Source organism: Streptomyces xanthochromogenes (genome assembly GCF_014650455.1).
GTDB lineage: Bacteria > Actinomycetota > Actinomycetes > Streptomycetales > Streptomycetaceae > Streptomyces > Streptomyces xanthochromogenes.
This window is the reverse complement of record NZ_BMUZ01000021.1, coordinates 24,888-38,670: the sequence shown is the minus strand read 5'-3', so window position 1 is coordinate 38,670 and position 13,783 is coordinate 24,888. Positions and strand designations below refer to the sequence as shown.

General features: G+C 71.7%; 14 protein-coding genes. All 14 read left to right on the top strand.

Features of this window, described 5'->3' with window-relative positions; genetic code table 11:
* Positions 1-10 precede the first annotated feature (10 nt).
* A complete protein-coding gene (locus IE267_RS37000) occupies positions 11-1,657 on the top strand; it encodes an acyl-CoA dehydrogenase family protein (RefSeq protein WP_189766270.1) in 1,647 nt (548 codons plus the stop codon).
* Between the two features lie 331 nt (positions 1,658-1,988).
* Positions 1,989-3,242, top strand: coding sequence for a helix-turn-helix domain-containing protein (locus tag IE267_RS36995; RefSeq protein WP_167156066.1), 1,254 nt, complete (start codon positions 1,989-1,991; stop codon positions 3,240-3,242).
* 43 nt (positions 3,243-3,285) lie between these two features.
* A complete protein-coding gene (locus IE267_RS36990; RefSeq protein WP_189766269.1) occupies positions 3,286-3,852 on the top strand; it encodes a GNAT family N-acetyltransferase in 567 nt (188 codons plus the stop codon).
* 92 nt (positions 3,853-3,944) lie between these two features.
* Positions 3,945-4,028 (top strand): putative leader peptide, encoded by an 84-nt coding sequence (locus tag IE267_RS40560; protein ID WP_310591794.1) that lies wholly within the window; start codon positions 3,945-3,947, stop codon positions 4,026-4,028.
* 114 nt (positions 4,029-4,142) lie between these two features.
* Positions 4,143-5,840 carry a nitrite/sulfite reductase gene (locus tag IE267_RS36985; protein ID WP_189766268.1) on the top strand — a complete coding sequence of 566 codons (1,698 nt, stop codon included), beginning with the start codon at positions 4,143-4,145 and terminating at the stop codon, positions 5,838-5,840.
* Complete coding sequence (locus tag IE267_RS36980) at positions 5,837-6,016, top strand: hypothetical protein (RefSeq protein WP_161256214.1); 180 nt, start codon at positions 5,837-5,839, stop codon at positions 6,014-6,016. The genes IE267_RS36985 and IE267_RS36980 overlap by 4 nt, the downstream gene beginning before the upstream one ends.
* Positions 6,013-6,783, top strand: coding sequence for a phosphoadenylyl-sulfate reductase (locus IE267_RS36975; protein WP_189766267.1), 771 nt, complete (start codon positions 6,013-6,015; stop codon positions 6,781-6,783). Before IE267_RS36980 ends, IE267_RS36975 begins: the two co-directional genes overlap by 4 nt.
* 32 nt (positions 6,784-6,815) lie before the next feature.
* The gene (gene cysC / locus IE267_RS36970) at positions 6,816-7,361 is read left to right on the top strand and encodes an adenylyl-sulfate kinase (protein WP_189766266.1); all 546 of its coding nucleotides are present in this window, start codon (positions 6,816-6,818) and stop codon (positions 7,359-7,361) included.
* A gap of 118 nt (positions 7,362-7,479) precedes the next feature.
* Complete coding sequence (gene cysD / locus IE267_RS36965) at positions 7,480-8,415, top strand: sulfate adenylyltransferase subunit CysD (protein WP_189766265.1); 936 nt, start codon at positions 7,480-7,482, stop codon at positions 8,413-8,415.
* A 1-nt stretch (position 8,416) separates the two neighbouring features.
* Entirely contained in the window at positions 8,417-9,766 is a 1,350-nt protein-coding gene (locus IE267_RS36960; protein ID WP_189766264.1) for a sulfate adenylyltransferase subunit 1, read from the top strand.
* 236 nt (positions 9,767-10,002) lie between these two features.
* Positions 10,003-11,115 (top strand): ABC transporter substrate-binding protein, encoded by a 1,113-nt coding sequence (locus tag IE267_RS36950; protein ID WP_161256201.1) that lies wholly within the window; start codon positions 10,003-10,005, stop codon positions 11,113-11,115.
* Between the two features lie 44 nt (positions 11,116-11,159).
* On the top strand, positions 11,160-11,978 hold the full coding sequence (locus IE267_RS36945) for an ABC transporter ATP-binding protein (protein ID WP_189766263.1): 819 nt from the start codon (positions 11,160-11,162) through the stop codon (positions 11,976-11,978).
* A complete protein-coding gene (locus tag IE267_RS36940; protein ID WP_189766262.1) occupies positions 11,965-12,891 on the top strand; it encodes an ABC transporter permease in 927 nt (308 codons plus the stop codon). The genes IE267_RS36945 and IE267_RS36940 overlap by 14 nt, the downstream gene beginning before the upstream one ends.
* A 6-nt stretch (positions 12,892-12,897) precedes the next feature.
* Positions 12,898-13,638: a sirohydrochlorin chelatase gene (locus tag IE267_RS36935; RefSeq protein ID WP_189766261.1), complete on the top strand. Its 741-nt coding sequence runs from the start codon at positions 12,898-12,900 to the stop codon at positions 13,636-13,638.
* Positions 13,639-13,783 lie beyond the last annotated feature (145 nt).

Genomic DNA, 13,783 nt, shown 5'->3' with positions numbered 1-13,783 from the left:
CCGTATCGGCATGGCAGCCACCACCCACACAGTGACCAACCAGCCTCCGCCCCTGGTCGGGTACGACGTCTTCACCGCCGACCGGGCCCTTGGCGAGGCGGTCGAGCGGCATGTAGCGCCGGAGCTCCTCGACGGCGTCCAGGAGGAGCTCGCGGTCCTCGGACGGTCGGCGGGATCGGCCCAGGCCCAGGAGTGGGGTGTGCTGGCGAACGAGAACCCGCCGACGCTGCGCACCCACGACCGCTACGGCAACCGGATCGACGAGGTCGAGTTCCATCCGAGCTGGCACCGGCTGCTCGGCAAGGCCGTGTCGTCGGGCCTCACCGACGCCTGGGGGCGGCCCGCCGGGCACGTGCGCCGGGCCGCCGGGTTCCTGGTGTGGACGCAGGCGGAGGGCGGGCACGGCTGCCCGGTCTCCATGACGCACGCGGCCGTCCCCGCGCTGCGCACCGACCCGGCGCTGGCCGCCGAGTGGGAGCCGCGGCTCACCTCGCACGTGTACGAACAGGGGCTGCGGCCCGCCGCCGAGAAGGGCGGTGTCCTGTTCGGCATGGGGATGACGGAGAAGCAGGGCGGCAGCGACGTACGGGCCAACACCACGTTCGCGGCCCCGCTCGGCGCCGACGGCGAGTACGTCCTGACCGGGCACAAGTGGTTCTGCTCGGCGCCGATGAGCGACGGGTTCCTGGTCCTCGCGCAGGCATCCCCTTCCCACAAGGACAGCCTCACCTGCTTCCTGGTGCCGCGGGTCCTCGACGACGGCACCCGCAACGCCTTCGCGATCCAGCGCCTCAAGGACAAGCTGGGCAACAAGTCGAACGCCTCCAGCGAGGTCGAGTTCGACGGGACGTGGGCACGCCGGGTCGGCGAGGAGGGCCGCGGGGTGCGCACCATCATCGAGATGGTGGCCGCGACCCGCCTCGACTGTGTGATCGGCTCGGCCGCGCTCATGCGACAGGCCGTGACCCAGGCGGTCCACCACGCCTCCTACCGCAGCGCGTTCGGCGGGGTGCTCATCGAGAAGCCGCTGATGCGCAACGTGCTGGCCGATCTGGCCCTGGAGTCGGAGGCCGCCACCACGCTGGCGCTGCGGCTCGCCGCCGCCTACGACGCCGACACCGAGGAGGAGCGGGCGTTCCTGCGGCTCGCGGTGCCGGCCGCCAAGTACTGGGTCACCAAGCGGTGTACGCCGGTGGCCGTCGAGGCCCTCGAATGCCTCGGCGGCAACGGCTACGTCGAGGAGTCCGGGATGCCGCGGCTGCTGCGGGAGGCGCCGCTGAACTCGATCTGGGAGGGCTCGGGCAACGTCCAGGCCCTGGACGTGCTGCGGGCGCTCCAGCGCGAGCCGGCGGCCATCAACGCCTTCCTCCAGGAGGTCGGCAGGGCGCGCGGCGCGGACCACCGGCTCGACGGGGCGATCAAGGGCCTGCTGACCGAACTCGCCGATCTGGACGGCATCGAGGGGCGGGCGCGGCGTCTGGTGGAGCGGATGGCCCTCGTGCTCCAGGGCTCGCTGCTCGTGCGCTGGGCGCCGCCGGAGGTCGCGGACGCGTTCTGCGCCTCGCGGCTCGGCGGTGACTGGGGAGCGGCGTTCGGCACGCTGCCGCACTCGCTCGACCTGGCGTCCGTGGTGGAGCGGGCCCGCGTCGAGGTGTGAGCGGGAGCCCGGGGCGCGGCCGAAAAGCGGTGTCCCGGGCGGTCCGTCGGGGGCGGTGCTGCGCCGACACGGCACCACCCCCGCACTCTCATGCGTCCGAGGACGGAGCATGACGACCGGACTTCCGGTGCACTGCCACCTTCGTACGCACGCACGGCCGTTCGCGAGAGTTGCAAAGGGTTGCAACCATGTGGGGCATATCGCCGCGCGCCAACTACCGGGCGGGCACGATGAATTCAGGACATCCGGGTCCGGCCCCGCCGGGCGCCGGTGTCGACGGCAGGAGGATTCCGTGCACACCACCACGCTGGACGTGGCCCGGCTGGCCGCCATGGACGCCCAGAAGGCGACCCGGCTCCTGAAGGGCGTGCGCGCGGCCGCGCTCGCGGGCCGGAGCTCCACGGTCGGCCCCCGGGCGGAGATCGGGGAGTCCTGGCGGCGGGCGCTGAGCAGCGGGCTCGACCCGGACGGGGACAACCACGCGGGGCTGCTCGCGCTGTCCGAGGTCGAACGGCGCCGGCAGCACTCGCCGCTGGCGGAGGTCCTGCCGGTCCTGCGGGACGCCCTGGTGTCGGTCGCGGACGCGGCCCAGCACATCATGGTCGTCTCGGACGCCGAGGGCCGGCTGCTGTGGCGGGAGGGCCACCCCTCCGTCCTGAAGCTCGCCGACACCCTGGGGTTCGAGGTCGGCGCCGACTGGAGCGAGAGCGCCGCCGGCACCAACGGGGTGGGCACCCCGCTCGTCACCGGGCGTCCGGTGCAGGTGTTCTCGGCCGAGCACTTCGTCGCCGCCCATCACACCTGGACCTGCGCGGGCGCGCCGATCGTCGACCCGCGCGACGGACGGCTGCTCGGCGTGGTGGACGTCAGCGGGCCGCTGAGCACCATGCACCCGGCCACGCTCTCCTTCGTGACCTCGGTGGCCCGGCTCGCCGCGGCCGAGCTGCGCGGCCGGCACTTCGCCGCCCTGGAGCGGCTGCGCACGGTCGCCGCGCCGGTGCTGTGCCGGGTGGGCGGCCGGGCGCTTGCCGTCGACGACAACGGCTGGGTCGCCGCGGTCACCGGCATGCCGCCCACCGACCGGCTCGCCCTGCCCAAGTCGCCCCGGGCGGGGCGCATTTGGCTGCCCTCGCTCGGCATGTGCACCATCGAGCCGCTGCCCGGCGGCCGGCTCGTGCGGGTCGGCGACGAGGCGGCAGGACCCGGCCCGGCCACGGCCCGGCGGGTCGTGCTCGACCTCTCCAGGCCCCGGCGCTGCACGGTGACCGTCTCCGGGGACGCGGGCGACTGGACGCAGGAGCTCAGCCCCCGCCACGCCGAGCTGCTCCTCGTGCTCGCCCTGAACCGCGAGGGCCGCAGCGCCGCCCAGCTCGCCCAGGACATCTTCGAGGACCCGACGCGCACGGTGACCGTACGGGCGGAGATGTCCCGGCTGCGCCGCCGTCTCGCGGAGGTGCTCGCCCACCGCCCGTACCGCTTCAGCGAGGACGTACGGGTGGAGGTCGTCCGGCCCGACCACCCGGCGGACCTGCTCCCCCACTCCTTGTCCCCGGCGGTCGCGACGGCCCGGGGCCGGCTGCCCTGACCTGCGTTGGAGGCATCGGGGGCCGCATGATTGCCTGGCGTCCATGAGTATCACCGTGACCACCTGGTCCCTGGAACAGACCTCCCCCGACGATCTGCGCCCGGCCGCCGAGCCCGCGGACGACGTCACGATCGTGCGCGCCGAGGTGCCCTCGCCGGAGTTCAGCCGCTTCCTCTATACGGCGGTCGGCGGGGACATCACCTGGCTCGACCGTCTCGGCTGGAGCTACGCCGAGTGGCAGCGGACGCTGGACCGGCCCGGCACCGAGACCTGGGTGGCCTACGAGCGGGGCACGCCCGCCGGGTACGTCGAGCTGGAGGCCCAGCCGGGCGGCTCGGTGGAGATCGTCTACTTCGGTCTGATCGCCGCCTTCCGCGGCCGGCGCATCGGCGGCCACCTCCTGACGCAGGGGCTGCGCCGGGCCTGGGACCTGGCCGCTCGGTGGCCGGGACTGCCCGCCACCGAGCGGGTGTGGGTGCACACCTGCTCGCTGGACGGCGAGCACGCCATGGACAACTACCTGCGGCGCGGATTCAAGCTCTTCGACACCAAGGAGGAGCAGGCCGAGGACGTGCCCGCGCCCGGCCCCTGGCCGGGCGCGGGCCAGTGACGCGGACCACAGCGTCTTATGATGCGGGACAGCTTTGTCCACTATCTGGATAGTGGTGGACTGGGTCCAAAGTCCCGTGACACGCTTCCGTCATGTCTGGAACTGGAATCGCCTTGGTGAGTCGGCGGCACGTCGACCTCGGCCGCATGTCCAGCGCCATCTGTCCGGCACGCTGACTCCTCCAGCCACGCCGCGATCCCCCTGCCCTCTGTCTTGACTGCGCACCGCCGCGCCGAAGCGCGAGTGTGCAGGTCAGAGCCGCCCACCCGCAGTCCCGAAGGACATATGCCATGGCCGCCAGCCCAGATAACCCTGCCCCCACGACGCCCCGCCGCAAGCCGGGCCGCCACCGTGGTGAAGGCCAGTGGGCCGTCGGCCACTTCACGCCCCTCAACGGGAACGAGCAGTTCAAGAAGGACGACGACGGTCTCAATGTGCGGACACGCATTGAGACGATCTACTCCAAGCGGGGCTTCGCCTCCATCGACCCCAACGACCTGCGCGGCCGGATGCGCTGGTGGGGCCTCTACACCCAGCGCCGCCAGGGCATCGACGGCGGCAAGACGGCGATCCTGGAGCCGGAGGAGCTGGACGACGAGTACTTCATGCTCCGCGTCCGCATCGACGGCGGCCGTCTGACCACCGAGCAGCTGCGGGTGATCGGCGAGATCTCCCAGGAGTTCGCGCGCGGCACCGCCGACCTCACCGACCGGCAGAACGTCCAGTACCACTGGATCCGCATCGAGGACGTCCCGGAGATCTGGAACCGCCTCGAAGCGGTCGGCCTGTCCACCACCGAGGCCTGCGGCGACACCCCGCGCGTCATCCTCGGCTCGCCGGTCGCCGGCATCGCCGCCGACGAGATCATCGACGGCAGCCCGGCCATCGACGAGATCCAGCGCCGTTACATCGGCAACCCGGCCTTCTCCAACCTGCCCCGCAAGTTCAAGAGCGCCGTCTCCGGATCGCCGCAGCTCGACGTCGCGCACGAGATCAACGACATCGCCTTCGTCGGTGTCGACCACCCCGAGCACGGCCCCGGCTTCGACCTGTGGGTCGGCGGCGGGCTCTCCACCAACCCCAAGCTCGGGGTGCGCCTCGGCGCCTGGGTGCCGCTCGACGAGGTGCCCGACGCGTACGAGGGCGTCATCTCGATCTTCCGCGACTACGGCTACCGGCGGCTGCGCACCCGCGCCCGCCTGAAGTTCCTCGTCGCCGACTGGGGCGCGGAGAAGTTCCGTCAGGTCCTGGAGGACGAGTACCTGAAGCGCAAGCTCGTCGACGGGCCGGCGCCCGAGCTGCCCAAGGAGGTCTGGCGCGACCACCTCGGGGTGCACCGCCAGAAGGACGGCCGCTTCTACATCGGCTTCGCGCCCCGCGTGGGCCGCGTGGACGGCGCCACCCTGAGCAAGATCGCCGAGCTGGCCGAGACGCACGGCTCGGGGCGCCTGCGCACCACTGCCGAGCAGAAGCTGATCGTGCTCGACGTCGAGGAGGGCCGCGTCGACTCGCTCGTGACCGGCCTGGAGGCGCTCGGCCTCAAGGTCGACGCCTCGCCGTTCCGGCGCGGCACGATGGCCTGCACCGGCATCGAGTTCTGCAAGCTCGCCATCGTCGAGACCAAGGCGCGCGGCGCCTCGCTGATCGACGAACTGGAGCGCCGCCTGCCGGAGTTCGACGAGCCGATCACCATCAACATCAACGGCTGCCCCAACTCCTGCGCCCGCATCCAGGTCGCCGACATCGGCCTCAAGGGCCAGCTGGTCCTGGACGGCGACGGCAACCAGGTCGAGGGCTTCCAGGTGCACCTGGGCGGCGCGCTCGGCCTGGAGGCCGGCTTCGGCCGCAAGGTCCGCGGCCTGAAGGTCACTTCGGCCGAGCTGCCCGACTACGTCGAGCGGGTGCTCGGGCGCTTCCAGGCGGAGCGCGCCGAGGGCGAGCGGTTCGCAACCTGGGCGGCGCGCGCCGACGAGGAGGCCCTGTCATGAGCGAGCGCGCGGCCCCCTTCTACTGCCCGTACTGCGGCGACGAGGACCTGCGGCCCAACGAGACCGGTCACGGCGCCTGGGAGTGCGCGGCGTGCAACCGGGCCTTCCAGCTGAAGTTCCTCGGGCTGCTCGCCCGCGGAGTACAGCGCAACGACGGTGGAGGGGAAGCGATATGACGGCCACTCAGACCGGCGCCGGAACCGCCGGGGAGCGCGAGGCGCCCGCCCGCGCCGCGGACCGGGACCCGGGCGGGCGCACCGACGAAGAGCTCAAGGCCCTCGCCGAGCAGGCGGGACGGGACCTCGAAGAGGCCTCCCCCCTGGAGATCCTGCGCTGGGCCGCCGACACCTTCGGCAACCGCTTCTGCGTCACCTCCTCCATGGAGGACGCGGTCGTCGCCCATCTCGCCTCCCGTGCGATGCCCGGCGTGGACGTGGTGTTCCTGGACACCGGCTACCACTTCCCCGAGACCATCGGCACCCGGGACGCGGTCGCCGAGGTGATGGACGTCAACGTCATCACCCTCACCCCGCGGCAGAGCGTCGCCGAGCAGGACGCCGAGTACGGCCCGAAGCTGCACGACCGCGACCCCGACCTGTGCTGCGCGCTGCGCAAGGTCAAGCCCCTTGAGCAGGGCCTGAGTTCGTACGCCGCCTGGGCCACCGGGCTGCGCCGCGACGAGTCCCCGACCCGGGCGAACACCCCGGTGGTCGGCTGGGACGAGAAGCGCCGGAAGGTCAAGGTGTCCCCGATCGCCCGCTGGACGCAGGACGACGTGGACGCCTATGTCGCCGAGCACGGTGTGATCACCAACCTCCTCCTCATGGACGGCTACCCCTCGATCGGCTGCGCCCCCTGCACCCGCCGGGTCGCCGAGGGCGAGGACGCGCGCGCCGGACGCTGGGCCGGGCGCAACAAGACCGAGTGCGGGCTGCACGGATGACGGGCCGTCAGAACAGTGATCAGGAGACTTCGATGAGCGTGACGGAGGCGGGAGCCACCATCTGGCTGACCGGTCTGCCGAGCGCCGGCAAGACCACCATCGCCTACGAGCTCGCGGGCCGGCTGCGCGCGGCCGGGCACCGGGTGGAGGTGCTCGACGGCGACGAGATCCGCGAGTTCCTCTCGGCGGGCCTCGGCTTCAGCCGCGAGGACCGGCACACCAATGTGCAGCGGATCGGCTTCGTCGCCGAACTGCTCGCCGCCAACGGCGTGAAGGCCCTGGTCCCGGTGATCGCCCCGTACGCCGACAGCCGCGATGCGGTGCGCAAGCGCCACCAGAGCGAGGGCACCGCCTATCTGGAGGTACACGTCGCGACTCCCGTGGAGGTCTGCTCCGTCCGCGATGTGAAGGGCCTGTACGCCAAGCAGGCGGCCGGTGAGATCAGCGGCCTGACCGGCGTCGACGACCCGTACGAGGCACCCGAGTCACCGGATCTGCGGATCGAGTCCCACACCCAGACCGTGCAGGAGTCCGCGGCCGCGCTTCTTGCGCTGCTCACCGAGAGGGGCCTGGCGTGAGCGACGCACGCGCGGCCACCGGGCCGCAGACGACCGCGACAGCCGCACCGGCGCGCCGCGCGGGTGGTGGGGGCACCCCCTGGACGAAGTCCTCGGGGGAGAACGAATGGGGCACAGCATGACCTCGGCAATCACCGCGGGCGAGGGCATCGACAGCCCGTACGCGCTCAGCCACCTGGACGCCCTGGAGTCCGAGGCGGTGCACATCTTCCGCGAGGTGGCGGGCGAGTTCGAGCGGCCGGTGATCCTGTTCTCCGGCGGCAAGGACTCCATCGTCATGCTGCATCTGGCGCTGAAGGCGTTCGCCCCGGCCGCGGTTCCCTTCACGCTGCTGCACGTCGACACCGGGCACAACTTCCCCGAGGTCCTCGCCTACCGCGACCGCGTGGTCGCCGAGCACGGGCTTCGGCTGCACGTCGCCTCGGTGCAGGACTACATCGACGCGGGCAAGCTGCGCGAGCGCCCCGACGGGACCCGCAACCCGCTCCAGACCCTCCCGCTGACCGAGGCCATCCAGGAGCACCGCTTCGACGCGGTGTTCGGCGGCGGCCGGCGCGACGAGGAGAAGGCCCGCGCCAAGGAGCGGGTGTTCTCGCTGCGGGACGAGTTCTCGCAGTGGGACCCGCGCCGTCAGCGTCCCGAGCTGTGGCAGCTCTACAACGGCCGGCACGCCCCCGGTGAGCACGTCCGCGTGTTCCCGCTGTCCAACTGGACCGAGCTGGACGTGTGGCAGTACATCGCCCGCGAGGACATCGACCTGCCGCAGATCTACTTCGCGCACGAGCGCGAGGTGTTCAAGCGGTCCGGCATGTGGCTGACCGCCGGCGAGTGGGGCGGTCCCAAGGCCGACGAGAGCGTCGAGACGCGCCAGGTGCGCTACCGCACGGTCGGTGACATGTCCTGCACCGGCGCCGTCGACTCCGACGCGACGACGCTGGACGCCGTCATCACCGAGATCGCCGCATCGAGGCTCACCGAGCGGGGCGCCACCCGAGCCGACGACAAGATGTCCGAGGCCGCGATGGAAGACCGCAAGCGCGAGGGGTACTTCTAGAATGTCCAACTCCGTTGAAACAGCAGTGCAGTTGGCCGATCTCTCGGCCACCACCCTGCTGCGCTTCGCGACCGCCGGGTCCGTCGACGACGGCAAGTCCACGCTGGTGGGCCGGCTCCTGCACGACTCCAAGTCGGTCCTGACCGACCAGTTGGAGGCCGTCGAGGCGGCCTCGCTCAAGCGCGGCCAGGAGGCCCCCGACCTGGCGCTGCTCACCGACGGCCTGCGGGCCGAGCGCGAGCAGGGCATCACCATCGACGTGGCCTACCGCTACTTCGCCACGCCCCGGCGCCGGTTCATCCTGGCCGACACCCCCGGGCACGTGCAGTACACCCGGAACATGGTGACCGGCGCCTCCACCGCCGACCTCGCCGTGGTCCTGGTCGACGCCCGCAACGGCATCATCGAGCAGACCCGCCGGCACGCCGCGGTCGCCGCCCTGCTGCGCGTGCCGCACGTGGTCCTGGCCGTCAACAAGATGGACCTGGTGGCGTACGAGGAGAAGGTGTTCGCCTCGATCGCCGAGGAATTCACCGCGTACGCCAGCGAGTTGGGCGTGCCTGAGATCACCGCCATCCCGATCTCGGCGCTGGCCGGCGACAACGTGGTGGAGCCCAGCGCCAACATGGACTGGTACGGCGGCCCCACCGTCCTCGAACACCTGGAGACGGTCCCGGTCAGCCACGACCTGACCTCGTGCCACGCCCGCCTTCCGGTGCAGTACGTGATCCGGCCGCAGACCGCCGAACTCCCCGACTACCGGGGCTACGCGGGCCAGATCGCGGCCGGCACCTTCCGGGTCGGCGAGCCGGTGACGGTGCTTCCGTCGGGGCGTACGAGCACGGTGGCGGGGATCGACCTGCTCGGCGAGTCCGTCGACGTCGCCTGGACGCCGCAGTCGGTCACGCTCCTCCTGGCGGACGACATCGACATCTCGCGCGGCGACCTGATCGTGCCGAGCGGGGACGCGCCGGCCACCACCCAGGACGTCGAGGCGACCGTCTGCCACGTGGCCGACCAGCCCCTGACGGTGGGTCAGCGGGTGCTGCTCAAGCACACCACCCGCACGGTCAAGGCGATCGTCAAGGAGATCGAGTCCCGGCTCACCCTGGACGACCTCTCCCAGCACCCCCACCCGGGCCAGCTCGTCGCCAACGACATCGGCCGGGTCAAGGTGCGCACCGCCGAGCCGCTGGCGCTCGACTCCTACGCCGACTCCCGGCGCACCGGTTCCTTCCTCCTGATCGACCCGGCGGACGGCACCACGCTCGCCGCCGGCATGGCGGGCGAGTCGTTCGCCACCCACAAGGTCCTCACCACGGTCGAGGACGAAGAAGGCTGGGACTTCTGATGACCAACGACGTCTACTCGACCTTCGCGAAGGAGGGCGGCCGCGTGGGCAGCGGCGCCCTCGGCAGCGGCCAGGGCGGGGTGTCGCGATGTGCGCGATGACGTACGCGCACCGCTCGCGCGCCCGGCTGCACCACCAGCACCCCACACACCACCGAAGACCTGCCGACTTCCCGGCCGCGTAGCGGAGTTGAGACTCCGGACGTAAGCACCGGGCCTCCGAGAGGACACCCTCCCGTGCCTGCCAGCTCCACCTTGAGGCGCAGCCTCGTCGCCGCCGCCACCCTGCCCCTGCTGTTCGGCGCCCTCGCCGCCTGCGGCTACGGCTCCTCGTCCGACAAGGACGACGCCGGGAAGGCCACGCCCGCCGCCAACGGCAAGAAGCTCTCCGCCGACTCCGTGAAGATCGGCTACTTCCCGAACCTGACCCATGCCACGCCGCTGATCGGCGTCCAGGAAGGGCTCTTCCAGAAGGAGCTGGGCGGCACGGCCGTCAAGACGGCCACCTTCAACGCGGGGCCCTCCGAGATCGAGGCCCTCAACGCGGGCTCGATCGACATCGGCTGGATCGGCCCCTCGCCGGCCATCAACGGCTACACCAAGTCCAAGGGCCAGAGCCTGCGCATCATCGGCGGCTCCGCGTCCGGTGGCGTGAAGCTCGTGGTGAACCCCGGCAAGGTCACGTCGCTCGACGACCTCAAGGGCAAGAACATCGCGACCCCGCAGCTCGGCAACACCCAGGACGTGGCGTTCCTCAACTGGATCGCCGAAAAGGGCTGGAAGGTCGACGCGCAGAGCGGCAAGGGCGACGTCAACGTGGTCCGCACCGACAACAAGATCACTCCGGACGCCTTCAAGTCCGGGTCGATCGACGGCGCCTGGGTGCCCGAGCCGACCGCGTCCAAGCTGGTGTCCGAGGGCGGCAAGGTGCTGCTCGACGAGTCCGACCTGTGGCCGGACAAGCAGTTCGTCATCACCAACATCATCGTGTCGCAGAAGTTCCTCAAGGAGCACCCCGACGTCGTCGAGGCCGTGCTCCGCGGCTCGGTGAAGACCAACGACTGGATCTCGGCCCACCCCGACCAGGCGAAGGCCTCCGCGAACGAGGCCCTCAAGAAGCTGTCCGGCAAGGCGCTTCCGGCGGACATCATCGACCCGGCGTGGAAGTCCTTCAAGACCCTGGACGACCCGCTGGCGGCCACGCTCCAGGCGCAGGCCGACCACGCGGTGAAGGCCGGTCTCCTCAAGAAGCCCGACCTGAACGGCATCTACGACCTGGCTCCGCTCAACAAGGTCCTCAAGTCCCTGGGCAAGCCCGAGGTCGGCGACGCCGGTCTCGGCGTCAAGTAGTCCCCACACCCGGCCGGTTACAGGTTTCCCAGGAGGTGACGACCATGGCCACCGCACTCGCCAAGGCCACGGACCGCACGGCGGCAGCGCACGAGTACGCCGCCCGCATCGAGCACGTCTCGAAGTCCTTCGACGGTCCCGCGGGACCGCAGCTCGTCCTCGACGACATCACCCTCGATGTCGCTCCGGGCGAGTTCGTCACCCTCCTGGGCGCCTCCGGCTGCGGAAAGTCGACGCTGCTCAACCTGGTCGCCGGGCTCGACGCGCCGACCGCCGGCGCCATCGAGACGCCCGGCGGCCGGCCGGCCCTGATGTTCCAGGAGCACGCCCTGTTCCCGTGGCTGACCGCGGGCAAGAACATCGAACTCGCCCTGCGGCTGCGCGGGGTGGCCAAGAACGACCGGCGCGACCGGGCCGAGGAACTCCTGTCCCTGGTCCGCCTGGAGGGCGCGTACGGCAAGCGGGTGCACGAGCTGTCGGGAGGTATGCGCCAGCGTGTCGCGATGGCCCGCGCGCTCGCCCAGGACTCCCAACTCCTCTTGATGGACGAGCCGTTCGCGGCCCTGGACGCGATCACCCGCGACGTCCTGCACGACGAGCTGACCCGCATCTGGCGCACTGCGAACACTGGCGACTCCGTCGCGGGCAACCTCTCCGTGCTGTTCGTGACCCACAACGTGCGCGAGGCGGTCCGGCTCGCCCAGCGCGTGGTGCTGCTCTCCTCGCGGCCCGGCCGGGTCGCCCACGAGTGGACGGTGGACATCGAGCAGCCGCGCCGCATCGAGGACGCCGAAGTGGCGGAGCTCTCCGTCGAGATCACTGAACAACTGCGTGGGGAGATCCGCCGCCATGGCCAGCACTGAGACCACCGACGTCAAGGACTCCCGGGACGCCAAGGGCCCCGACGGCACGGCGGACTCCCCCGGGCTCGGCAGCCTGGAGGCGGGTCTCGACGCACTCGAGACCGTCCAGGCCCACCGCATCCCGGTGCGCGAGGTGCTGGTCAAGAAGGTCCTGCCCCCGCTGTCCGCGGTCGTTCTCGTCCTCGTGGTGTGGCAGGTCCTGGTCTCGGCGAAGGTCACCGACGAGTACAAGCTGCCCGCGCCGTCCGCGGTGTGGTCGAGCCTCACCGACATGTGGCTCCAGGGCACCCTGCTCGACGTCGTGTGGACCAGCGTCTCGCGCGGTCTGCTCGGCTTCCTGCTCGCCCTGGCCATCGGCACCCCGCTGGGTCTGCTCGTGGCCCGGGTCAAGTTCGTGCGGGCGGCCATCGGCCCGATCCTGTCCGGCCTCCAGTCGCTGCCGTCGGTGGCCTGGGTCCCGCCGGCCGTGCTGTGGCTCGGCCTCAACGACTCGATGATGTACGCCGTGATCCTGCTCGGCGCGGTCCCCTCCATCGCCAACGGCCTGGTCTCCGGCGTCGACCAGGTGCCCCCGCTGTATCTGCGGGCGGGCCGCACGCTCGGCGCGACCGGGGTGCGCGGCGCCTGGCACATCCTGATGCCGGCCGCGCTGCCGGGCTATCTCGCGGGCCTGAAGCAGGGCTGGGCCTTCTCCTGGCGGTCCCTGATGGCCGCCGAGATCATCGCCTCCTCGCCCGATCTCGGCCTCGGGCTCGGCCAGTTGCTGGAGAACGGCCGCAACAACTCCGACATGCCCGGCATCTTCCTGGCGATCTTCCTGATCCTGATCGTGGGCATCGCCATCGACCTGCTGATCTTCAGCCCGCTGGAGCGCAGGGTGCTGCGCGGCCGCGGTCTGCTCGTGAAGGGCTGAGCCGCCGTGCACCGCCCGGTCCTCCTCGTCATCGCCCACGGCAGCCGCGATCCGCGGCACGCCGCGACCGTGCACGCCCTGGTCCGGCGGGCCCGGGCACTGCGGCCCGGCCTGCGCGTGGAGACCGCGTACCTGGACTTCAACACCCCCTCGGTCCCCGAGGCCCTGGACCGCCTGGCCGACGAGGGCATCCGGGACGTGGTGGCCCTGCCCCTGCTCCTGACCCGCGCCTTCCACGCGAAGGCCGACATCCCGGCGGCCCTCGGCCGGGCCCCGGCCCGCCTGAACATCCGCCTCGCCGATGTCCTCGGCCCCTCTCCCCTGCTGCTCGCCGCACTGGAGCGACGGCTGTACGAGGCGGGCCTGAGCCCGGCCGACAAATGCTCGACCGGGGTCGTCCTGGCCTCGGCGGGCTCCACCGACCCGGAGGCGATCGCAGTGATCGCTGAAATCGCGCGGGAGCTGCGGCACACCGGTTGGTGCGCCGTGCGGCCTGCGTTCGCCTCCGCGGCACTGCCCCGCACGGAGGACGCGGTACGCGCCCTGAGATCCCAAGGCGTGCGCCGCGTGGCAGTGGCCCCCTACGTCATCGCCCCCGGCTTCCTCCCCGACCGCATCGCGCGGGGCGCCGAGGAGGCGGACGTCCTGTCCGAAGTGCTGGGCGCGGCACCGGAGTTGGCCACCCTGCTCCTGCACCGCTACGACGAGGCGCGGGTGCGGGGCGGGATACCGGCGCTGTCCGCGTAGGGGCGAAGCCCCGGGGCAGGGCGCAGGGGCAGGGCTCGGGGGCGCCGTCCCTGGGGGCGCCGTCCCTGGGGCCGTCGAGCCCGGCGCCCCGCCTGCCGCTGCGCCTTTCGCGTGACGGCTAACCCTGCTGTATGCCCGCCACCGG

Bases quoted from the DNA above. Each gene is read 5' to 3' on its own strand.
- IE267_RS36995 (WP_167156066.1), top strand. From the start codon at position 1,989: ATGGACGCCCAGAAGGCGACCCGGCTCCTGAAGGGCGTGCGCGCGGCC.
- IE267_RS40560 (WP_310591794.1), top strand. From the start codon at position 3,945: ATGTCTGGAACTGGAATCGCCTTGGTGAGTCGGCGGCACGTCGACCTC.
- cysD (WP_189766265.1), top strand. From the start codon at position 7,480: ATGACCTCGGCAATCACCGCGGGCGAGGGCATCGACAGCCCGTACGCG.
- IE267_RS36985 (WP_189766268.1), top strand. From the start codon at position 4,143: ATGGCCGCCAGCCCAGATAACCCTGCCCCCACGACGCCCCGCCGCAAG.
- IE267_RS36940 (WP_189766262.1), top strand. From the start codon at position 11,965: ATGGCCAGCACTGAGACCACCGACGTCAAGGACTCCCGGGACGCCAAG.
- IE267_RS36990 (WP_189766269.1), top strand. From the start codon at position 3,286: ATGAGTATCACCGTGACCACCTGGTCCCTGGAACAGACCTCCCCCGAC.
- IE267_RS36980 (WP_161256214.1), top strand. From the start codon at position 5,837: ATGAGCGAGCGCGCGGCCCCCTTCTACTGCCCGTACTGCGGCGACGAG.
- IE267_RS36945 (WP_189766263.1), top strand. From the start codon at position 11,160: ATGGCCACCGCACTCGCCAAGGCCACGGACCGCACGGCGGCAGCGCAC.
- IE267_RS36975 (WP_189766267.1), top strand. From the start codon at position 6,013: ATGACGGCCACTCAGACCGGCGCCGGAACCGCCGGGGAGCGCGAGGCG.
- IE267_RS37000 (WP_189766270.1), top strand. From the start codon at position 11: ATGGCAGCCACCACCCACACAGTGACCAACCAGCCTCCGCCCCTGGTC.
- cysC (WP_189766266.1), top strand. From the start codon at position 6,816: ATGAGCGTGACGGAGGCGGGAGCCACCATCTGGCTGACCGGTCTGCCG.
- IE267_RS36960 (WP_189766264.1), top strand. From the start codon at position 8,417: ATGTCCAACTCCGTTGAAACAGCAGTGCAGTTGGCCGATCTCTCGGCC.